This window comes from Acinetobacter sp., from assembly GCF_036659555.1.
GTDB lineage: Bacteria > Pseudomonadota > Gammaproteobacteria > Pseudomonadales > Moraxellaceae > Acinetobacter.
Window position 1 is genome coordinate 1 of sequence record NZ_JAVXCI010000117.1, and the last position, 7,836, is coordinate 7,836.

Genomic DNA, 7,836 nt, shown 5'->3' on the forward strand with positions numbered 1-7,836 from the left:
AATTTCTATGACTTTGTCTTTAAAATCTTTTGAATATCCCATGTCTTCCAGTGTAGTAGATATTTAAGAACTTAGCTATATTCGCTTTTTAAATGTTCTTTGAAAAAAGGATTTATCAGAAGTATCTTTGATATTGGTTTTTTATATTAGGGGGCTAAATGAAAAAATTAATAATTACGTTTTTACTCAGTGTAATAATGACAAATACACATGCAGAATTGGTTTTAGTATCAGGGAAAGCAAAGCAAAAAAATTATATTGATACAGCGAGTATTGTGATTCAAAACAATGCTAAAGCTGTAACATACAATCAGTTAATATTTTTTGATCAGAACTTTGAAATTGAAAGGTATCGTAATTCAGTTGCTGTTCAAACAAATATTATGAACTGTGAGAATAAAACTTGGGCTATATTATCAGTGGTCAGAAAATCATCGGATCAAAGAAGGGTAATTGAAATTTTACAGGATCGGCCTAGCTCTATAACTGCAAAGCCTATAGTAAATTCAGGCCCTGTGAAGTTCGTATATGATAATTATTGTCGTTAAAAAAGCCCACTTTTGTGGGCTTTAAAACAATCAAATCCTAACGGCCATTACGTCCGCGGCCGCGCGGCGCTTTGGTATTTGGACGAGTAGTGCCATTGGTTCTGCGTTTTGGCTTCTCACTGTCATCCATTTGCCAAATGCGCTTGGTGCCGGATTTCTTTACAGAACCGTCTTTGTTCTTGCGCACCATAGGCTTGCCGCCTGTACCGCCCGGCTTTTTCACATATGAACGCGAACGGTATGGCTCTTCCGCAGGAACATTTTGAAAGTCCGGGTAAAGAAGCGGCTCAATTTCCTTAGTTTCACCCGGCTGCAGGCCCATTTGCACAAGATCAATTGCGCCAATGCGCGTGCGGATTAAGCGCAGGGTCGGGAAGCCGACAGCGGAAGTCATGCGGCGCACCTGACGGTTGCGGCCTTCGCAAATTGAAATTTCAACCCAAGAGGTTGGGACGGATGCGCGGAAACGGACAGGCGGCGTGCGCTCCCACAGCCATTCAGGTTCAGAAGCTTTTTCGGCTTTAGCCGGCAGCGTCATGCCGTCCTTAAGCTCAACACCTTTGCGCAATTGCTCAAGCGCTTCTTCAGTCACGTCACCTTCCACCTGAACTAAATAAGTTTTGAACTTTTTATTTTCAGGATTGGTGATGTACTGGTTCAGGCCGCCGTGATCGGTTAAAAAAACCAAACCTTCAGAATCCATATCCAAACGGCCAGCAAGGCGCAAAGCCGGATCGTCGATGAAATCTGCCATGGTCTGGTGCTTTTCATCAGGACGAAATTGGGAGAGAACGTCATAAGGTTTGTTAAGAATGACGATTTTCATAGAAAATACTACTTTACTAATGATTAAATTTGGAAACGTTGAGCATTATTTAATCGAGAAATATTATTATTTCTCATATAAATCTCAAAAATACTGAATCTAGATTAGGATATTATGCGTTAAGAACAGTTGAAAGTATTGCTTATTGGCAATTATTTTTTAGTTCGCGCGCTATAATAAAAAGGGAGAACCTGCACAATGGGTTATCAGAAGATCGCAGTTCCTGCGGATGGCAGTAAAATTACCGTAAACGCAGATTTGTCACTGAATGTTCCAAACCAGCCAATTATTCCTTTTATTGAAGGTGACGGCATTGGTGTGGATATTACCCCGGCGATGAAAGCCGTGGTTGACGCTGCGGTTCAGAAGGCATACGGCGGCAAGCGTTCGATCGAATGGATGGAAGTGTACTGCGGCGAAAAAGCTGACAAAATTTACGGCACATACATGCCGGAAGAAACTTTAGAGGCTTTGCGCGAATACATTGTTTCTATCAAAGGCCCATTGACGACCCCTGTTGGCGGCGGCATCCGCTCTTTAAATGTCGCTTTGCGCCAAGAACTAGACCTCTATGTCTGCGTGCGCCCAGTGCGCTGGTTTGAAGGCGTTCCTTCGCCAGTTCAGCATCCGGAACTGACTGACATGGTAATTTTCCGTGAAAACTCTGAAGATATTTATGCAGGGATTGAGTGGAAAGCGGATTCTGCAGAAGCTAAAAAAGTCATCAAATTTTTAAAAGAAGAAATGGGTGTGACGAAGATCCGCTTCGAAGAAAACTGCGGCATCGGCATCAAGCCGGTGTCTAAAGAAGGCACGCAGCGTTTAGTCCGCAAAGCAATTCAGTTTGCGATAGACAATGACAAGCCAAACGTGACTTTAGTGCACAAAGGTAACATCATGAAATATACCGAAGGCGCGTTCAAAGAGTGGGGCTATGAGCTTGCTGTTGAGCGTTTCGGCGGCGAGCTTCTGGACGGCGGCCCGTGGGTTAAAATCAAAAATCCTAAAAACGGCAAAGACATCATTATTAAAGATGTGATTGCTGATGCATTCCTACAGCAGATTTTAATGCGTCCGGCTGATTATTCAGTGATTGCGACGCTGAATTTGAACGGCGACTACATTTCCGATGCGCTGGCTGCAGAGGTTGGCGGCATCGGCATTGCTCCGGGCGCAAACATTGGCGGCGCAATTGCAGTTTATGAAGCGACTCACGGCACTGCGCCTAAATATGCGGGCCAGGACAAAGTCAATCCGGGCTCCATTATTCTTTCCGCTGAAATGATGCTCCGCGACATGGGCTGGGGCGAGGCCGCAGACCTGATCATTCAAGGCATTTCCGGCGCAATTGCTGCCAAAACGGTGACGTATGATTTTGAACGCTTAATGCCGGGCGCAACGCTGCTGCGCTGCTCTGAATTCGGCCAAGCGGTCATTGAAAATATGGATAAGTGATTTCCTGCAGATAATGCGTTAAAAAGACCTGCGGATAACGTAATGCCAGCCAGTTAAGCATTTTTAATCCTCCCCTTGCGCAGCAGTGCTACTCACCTTTTTCAAAGGAGGGAGTATTTTGGAATTCAATACCGCATTGAATTCCTTGCACAGCAATGCTGTTCATCCCCCTCTTTTTCAAAGAGAGGTTAGGGGAGATTTATCAATAAGTCACAATGAAATTGCGCTTAACTGATCAGCATTACTGCGGATAACGCGGGATTTTTTATGCTGCAGCCTTCATCCAGACGCCTCATTCAGTGTGCAGCATTGTGTTTTTAAGTTGGCGTATTAAGCGAATGCGTTATTCAGGTAAAGCGCTAAAAACAGGCTGCTTGAATTTCTTTGGATTATTTGAGCCATGCTTACATTGATGCAACTTGAAACAGGTCTGCGCTTGGCAAGCCGGTGAATTGGGCTAAAGTGGGTATTGCCATTCACTATGGCTGATCAAGTTACACAGGAGTTGCATGTAATGTCTCGTCAACAGCAGCAACAGAACCAACAGCAGCAAAACCAGCAGCAGACTCAAAAGAAGCACAATTAGAAGCAGCAGAACCCGGATCAGCAAAACCAGCAGCACCGCTGATTGAATGTTAATTCCCTGAATAAATAGGCCTCAAATTGATCGGGGCCTATTTATTTCAGCTGGCGCTCATGGACGGCTGTACGCGCACGCGTGGCCCAAAACAGCTGCACTGTGCCCAGCAGCAGCACTGAAGCTGCCAGCATGAACTGCTGCTGGTAACTGACTCCGAAATGCTGCAGGGCGCTGAAGCTCAAGCCGCCAATCAGCTGGATGGATGCAAAGATCAGCGTTGCAACGCTCCAGAGCTTTTTATAGGCTGCGCCATGCAGCTGCAAAATGGTATAGGAGGTTAAAAAGACCACGGCAGGGTTCAATAAGCCGGTCAGGAATGAAGATATAAAGGTATAAAGCGGATTCATGCTGAAAACTGCGATAAAAATGGCAAAGACATAGATGCTGTATAGAATTTTCAAGGCCTGAAAATTGCCCAGCTTTCTGGCCAGCAAATAGGAGCTGAATGCGCCTAAAGCGCTGCCTAGCCCATACAGAATCCAGTTGAAATTCATCCAGAACAAATCCAGCTTAAGCACTTGGGTCAAATAGTCAATCCAGAACAGGGAATGCGGCACATAGGCAAAAGCGCTGCAGCCGTAAACCGCCACCAGGCTGAAAAACAGCAGGTCCAGTTCCGCTTTCTGGCTGCCGTGCGCGCTTTCTGTAGCTAAGAGCGGCTTCAGGCCCGCCAAAAGCAGGCTGAGGATAGCGCTGATGCAGGCTGCGAAACCGGTCAGAATCAGCCAGGCGGTGCTTATGGCAATCTGGTCTAAATACGGCAGGAACAGCGTCGCCAGCAGCACGCCAGCGCCAATGCCGCTGAAGCCGATAAAGTTGATTGTAAAGCGGTCTTTCAGTTCGCTGCACTGCGCCACAATGCTCGGCGAAAGAATCATAATCAGCCCGCCGCTGATGCCGGAAATGATGCGCCAGAACAGATACCATGCATCTGGAAAGCCTGAAAAAGCGCAGCTCAGCAGGCTGAACATGCCTGCAAATGCGGCTGCCTGAATATATGAGGCCATGACCCGGGTTTGCGGCAGGCGCATGGCCCAAAAGGCGCCAATCAAATAGCCCAGCAGGTTTGCGCTGCCTAAAATGCTGGCGAACTGCACCGTCCAGCCAAACGCTTCGCGGGTAGACGGCAGGAGCGCAGTGTAGGAAAAGCGCAGAATGCCGATGCCCAGACACATGCACAGGCAGAGGAAAAGGCTTAATTTAATGCGGCTAGAGGACATCCTGTACTCATGATATTTTACATTTGGTCAAAAAATAGCATGAATGCACCACGCTGAATAGAATGAAAAACGCGCAGTTCAAAAAGGCGGGATTTGAACTTCAGCATGAGAGGCTGGCGGGGTAAAACCGGGCGCACTGTTAAGCTTAAGAATTTGCCCATTAAGCGCTATAGGTTGTGCGTGCGGGCTTGCAGTTGCGGCGGTTTTGGCCCAAATAGCGGCGGAATATTTTCTGGGCAATTTTCAGCAAGTCTGGACAAAAGTGCCGAAAGCACATAAATTGTCCAAAACTGCGCGCTTCATGGAGGCTGAGCCGCAGCTGAAAGCGGCGCTTTGTACTAATGTAGAATAAAAATAAGTCACTTTTTCACGTATAAATATAGAGATATAAATGCAAAGTCGGCCGCATGGATAATATACAAGGATGAAGTTATTTTTTGTTCCGCTGAATGTGTAAAGAATTTGATTGAAAACTTAGGCAAAAATAAATGATTTCGGATATTCAAGTTAAATATGATCAGCTCAGCCCGAAGCAGAAAGAGATTTTTGCAGGCTATGGCCTTCGGCAGGTAAAGCACTTTGTTGAAATCAGCCTGCCGAAAATTGAGCCGTCCCTGCCTGAAAATGCCTATGTGCAAGGCGTGAATGCGAATGGCAAAGTGCAGGCGCTGAACCCAGACACGCAGCAGGCCTATCTGTGGATTTCTGACCTGCAGTGGCAGCAAACGCAAACGCCGTCTGCGTCCGTTGACTTAAAGCAGGATTTTATTCAGGTATGGCAGGATTTTGAGCTTGCTCAATACGAATTGATTGATTTAAGCCACATTCACCGCGATTTTTTAGAAAATCAGCCGGCGTAATGCGGTAAAGCGCATGCGCAAGCAAAGGGCTGTCCCGATCCAGTTTAGGATGGTCAAAATAGCCCTGATGCTGCATGCCTAAACGCTGCATCAGCCTTTCTGACGGTTGGTTCTGCTGTGCGGTAAAGGCTGCAACCTCATTTAATTTCAGATGTTCAAATGCAAAATGCAGGCAGGCTTCTGCGGCTTCCGTGGCATAGCCCTGATGCCAGTATTTTGCATCCAGCCGCCAGCCGATTTCCGTGCAGGGCGAAAACTCAAACATATCCGGCTGAAAATGCAGGCCGCAAAAGCCGATAAACCGCTGCGCCTGCTTTAATTCTATCGCCCAGAACCCCCAGCCATTCAGTTCAATCAAGCTTTGAAACTTCTGCATTAATGCATGGCTTTCCGCCTGAGTTAAAGTGCGGGGAAAATAGCGCATGACTTCCGCGCTGGCATTCAGCCGCGCAAACGGCTCAAAATCTTCAGTGCGCCAAGGGCGGAGCTTCAATCTGGGTGTTTCAATGCAGCAAGGCATGCCGGTTCCATTTTCCTTAAGGCCGGTTTTACAGGTCTTCCAGCGGCAGCTGATAGCTTTGCTTGATAATTTGGCTTGGCACATCGGTTTTAACGCTGGTGATGCCGTTCTTTTTGGTTAAATGCGCGGACTGGAATTTGCGGTAGCTTTCCAGATCCGGCACCACCACCTTCAGCATGGCATCGCATTCGCCCAAAATAATGTAGCACTCCATCACCTGCGGCAGCCCTTTCATGGCTTCAATAAAGCTGTCAATGGTTTCGGCATCCTGACCGACCAGCCAGATGCGCGAAAACAGCAGCAGCTGAAAGCCGATTTTCTGCGGGTCAACCACCGCAGTATAGCTTTGAATCACGCCGGCTTCTTCCAGCAGCTTGACGCGGCGCAGGCAGGAAGATGGGGACAGGCCAATTTCCCGGGCCAGATCATTGTTCTGCATGCGGCCGCTGTTCTGCAGGGCGCGGATGATATTTTTATCAATGCGGTCAAGCTTTACCAGAATATACTTAGAAGATATTTTCATAAATTAGAATTTAATTCTAAAAATGGCGGTACTTTTAGAATAAATGAAATCCTATTTCAGCGCAATTCGCAGATACTGTTTTTCTCCTTCAGAAGCATTGAAAAGGAAAGGAAAATGTCTGTACTGCTGCTTTTTGCGTTAACGGTTGCCCCGCTGGTCTTTACCCCCGGGCCGGACATGCTGTTTATTCTGTCACAGGTCATGGGCAGGAATGCAAAAGCAGGCATCATGGCGACACTGGGCATATGTTTAGGCTACATGGTGCATTCCATACTGGTCGCGCTGGGCATTGCCGCCATTATTGTGTCTTTTCCAATGCTGTTTGAAGCCATCCGCTGGCTGGGCATAGCCTATCTGCTGTATCTGGCGGCGCACTTATTAAAGTCAGTGTTCAGCACTAAAAAGCTGTCGATTGAAAATGCAGGCAGCGCCAATCCAGTTAAGAAAGGCTTTTTTACCGCGCTGCTGAACCCCAAAGGCATGCTGATTTACTTTGCGATCCTGCCGCAGTTTATTGACAAGTCCGGAAATACCGTGGCTCAGGGCCTGCTGCTGTCTTGCGTGTTTATCGGCCTGATTTTTGCGGTGTACTGCGGCCTCAGCCTGGTATTTGCCAAAATCAGCCAGAAAACCCAGATTGATGCGCGCAAGCAGAAGTGGATTGACGGCGCATCCGGCGGGCTGCTGGCTGTGGCGGCGGCATGGCTGATGGCCAACTGAGCGGGCATTTGCGCTGAACGGAAGCCTGCAAAGCATTGCGGGCTTTTCATTTATTGCGCTCGGATCCGCGGCGGCGCAATCTGCATCCGGCGGGCTGAGCTGCGGATTGCCGGCGCGATGGAATAAAACGCGCGGAAAATAGAAGGATATCTGTCTTAAATGACATGATGCGCATGCCATGCCGGCGGCGCATTCCTGCATGCGCAGGATGCATGGAAAGCCGGATGGAGGCATTAAATCAAATCTGCTGATGAACTTAATCAAGTAAAAAAAATAATAAAAATCAATGGTTAAAAATTAACTAAATTATTCCTGAAAACAGCTGAAGCGGCTGGGCCGAAAAAGTGTGAACGTTAAGTTCAAGGAAATTTACGCATTTTTACCGGTCTTTCGGCAATTGTGGCTTGACCGAAATGCCGTGAGCATTGCAAGATAGGGCACCTAAAAAATTTAAAGTGAAGAGTTAGTACAACTTTTCTCAACATTTACATTTGCTAAAACAGCCGAGGATTACATGAAGGCTC

Annotated in this window: 8 protein-coding genes; 4 read left to right on the forward strand and 4 right to left on the reverse strand. The window is 47.1% G+C overall.

Annotation, left to right across the window (positions count from 1 at the left end; all coding sequences use genetic code 11):
• The first annotated feature begins 158 nt into the window (after positions 1-158).
• Positions 159-548, forward strand: a complete 390-nt coding sequence (locus RSA72_RS13110) for a surface-adhesin E family protein (RefSeq protein ID WP_332633306.1) — start codon at positions 159-161, stop codon at positions 546-548.
• A gap of 37 nt (positions 549-585) precedes the next feature.
• Here the strand turns inward: RSA72_RS13110 and RSA72_RS13115 are convergent, their stop codons facing one another.
• Positions 586-1,374, reverse strand: coding sequence for an rRNA large subunit pseudouridine synthase E (locus RSA72_RS13115; protein ID WP_332633308.1), 789 nt, complete (start codon positions 1,372-1,374; stop codon positions 586-588).
• Between the two features lie 198 nt (positions 1,375-1,572).
• On the opposite strand from RSA72_RS13115, the gene icd reads away from it, so the two are divergent.
• Positions 1,573-2,829 (forward strand): NADP-dependent isocitrate dehydrogenase, encoded by a 1,257-nt coding sequence (gene icd / locus RSA72_RS13120; RefSeq protein WP_332623970.1) that lies wholly within the window; start codon positions 1,573-1,575, stop codon positions 2,827-2,829.
• 678 nt (positions 2,830-3,507) lie between these two features.
• Here icd and RSA72_RS13125 read toward each other — a convergent pair.
• Entirely contained in the window at positions 3,508-4,689 is a 1,182-nt protein-coding gene (locus tag RSA72_RS13125; protein ID WP_332623972.1) for a YbfB/YjiJ family MFS transporter, read from the reverse strand.
• Positions 4,690-5,177: 488 nt separating this feature from the next.
• Here RSA72_RS13125 and RSA72_RS13130 point away from each other — a divergent pair, with 488 nt between their 5' ends.
• The gene (locus tag RSA72_RS13130; RefSeq protein WP_332623974.1) at positions 5,178-5,549 is read left to right on the forward strand and encodes a hypothetical protein; all 372 of its coding nucleotides are present in this window, start codon (positions 5,178-5,180) and stop codon (positions 5,547-5,549) included.
• Here RSA72_RS13130 and RSA72_RS13135 read toward each other — a convergent pair.
• Both RSA72_RS13135 and RSA72_RS13140 read right to left on the reverse strand, forming a co-directional pair.
• Positions 5,455-6,069, reverse strand: a complete 615-nt coding sequence (locus RSA72_RS13135) for a GNAT family N-acetyltransferase (protein ID WP_332623976.1) — start codon at positions 6,067-6,069, stop codon at positions 5,455-5,457. The two genes, RSA72_RS13130 and RSA72_RS13135, sit on opposite strands and share 95 nt — an antisense overlap.
• A gap of 28 nt (positions 6,070-6,097) precedes the next feature.
• Positions 6,098-6,592: an Lrp/AsnC family transcriptional regulator gene (locus RSA72_RS13140; RefSeq protein ID WP_332623978.1), complete on the reverse strand. Its 495-nt coding sequence runs from the start codon at positions 6,590-6,592 to the stop codon at positions 6,098-6,100.
• 114 nt (positions 6,593-6,706) lie between these two features.
• Between RSA72_RS13140 and RSA72_RS13145 the strand changes: the two genes are divergently transcribed.
• Positions 6,707-7,312, forward strand: a complete 606-nt coding sequence (locus RSA72_RS13145) for a LysE family translocator (RefSeq protein WP_332633309.1) — start codon at positions 6,707-6,709, stop codon at positions 7,310-7,312.
• The last annotated feature ends 524 nt before the right edge of the window (positions 7,313-7,836 follow it).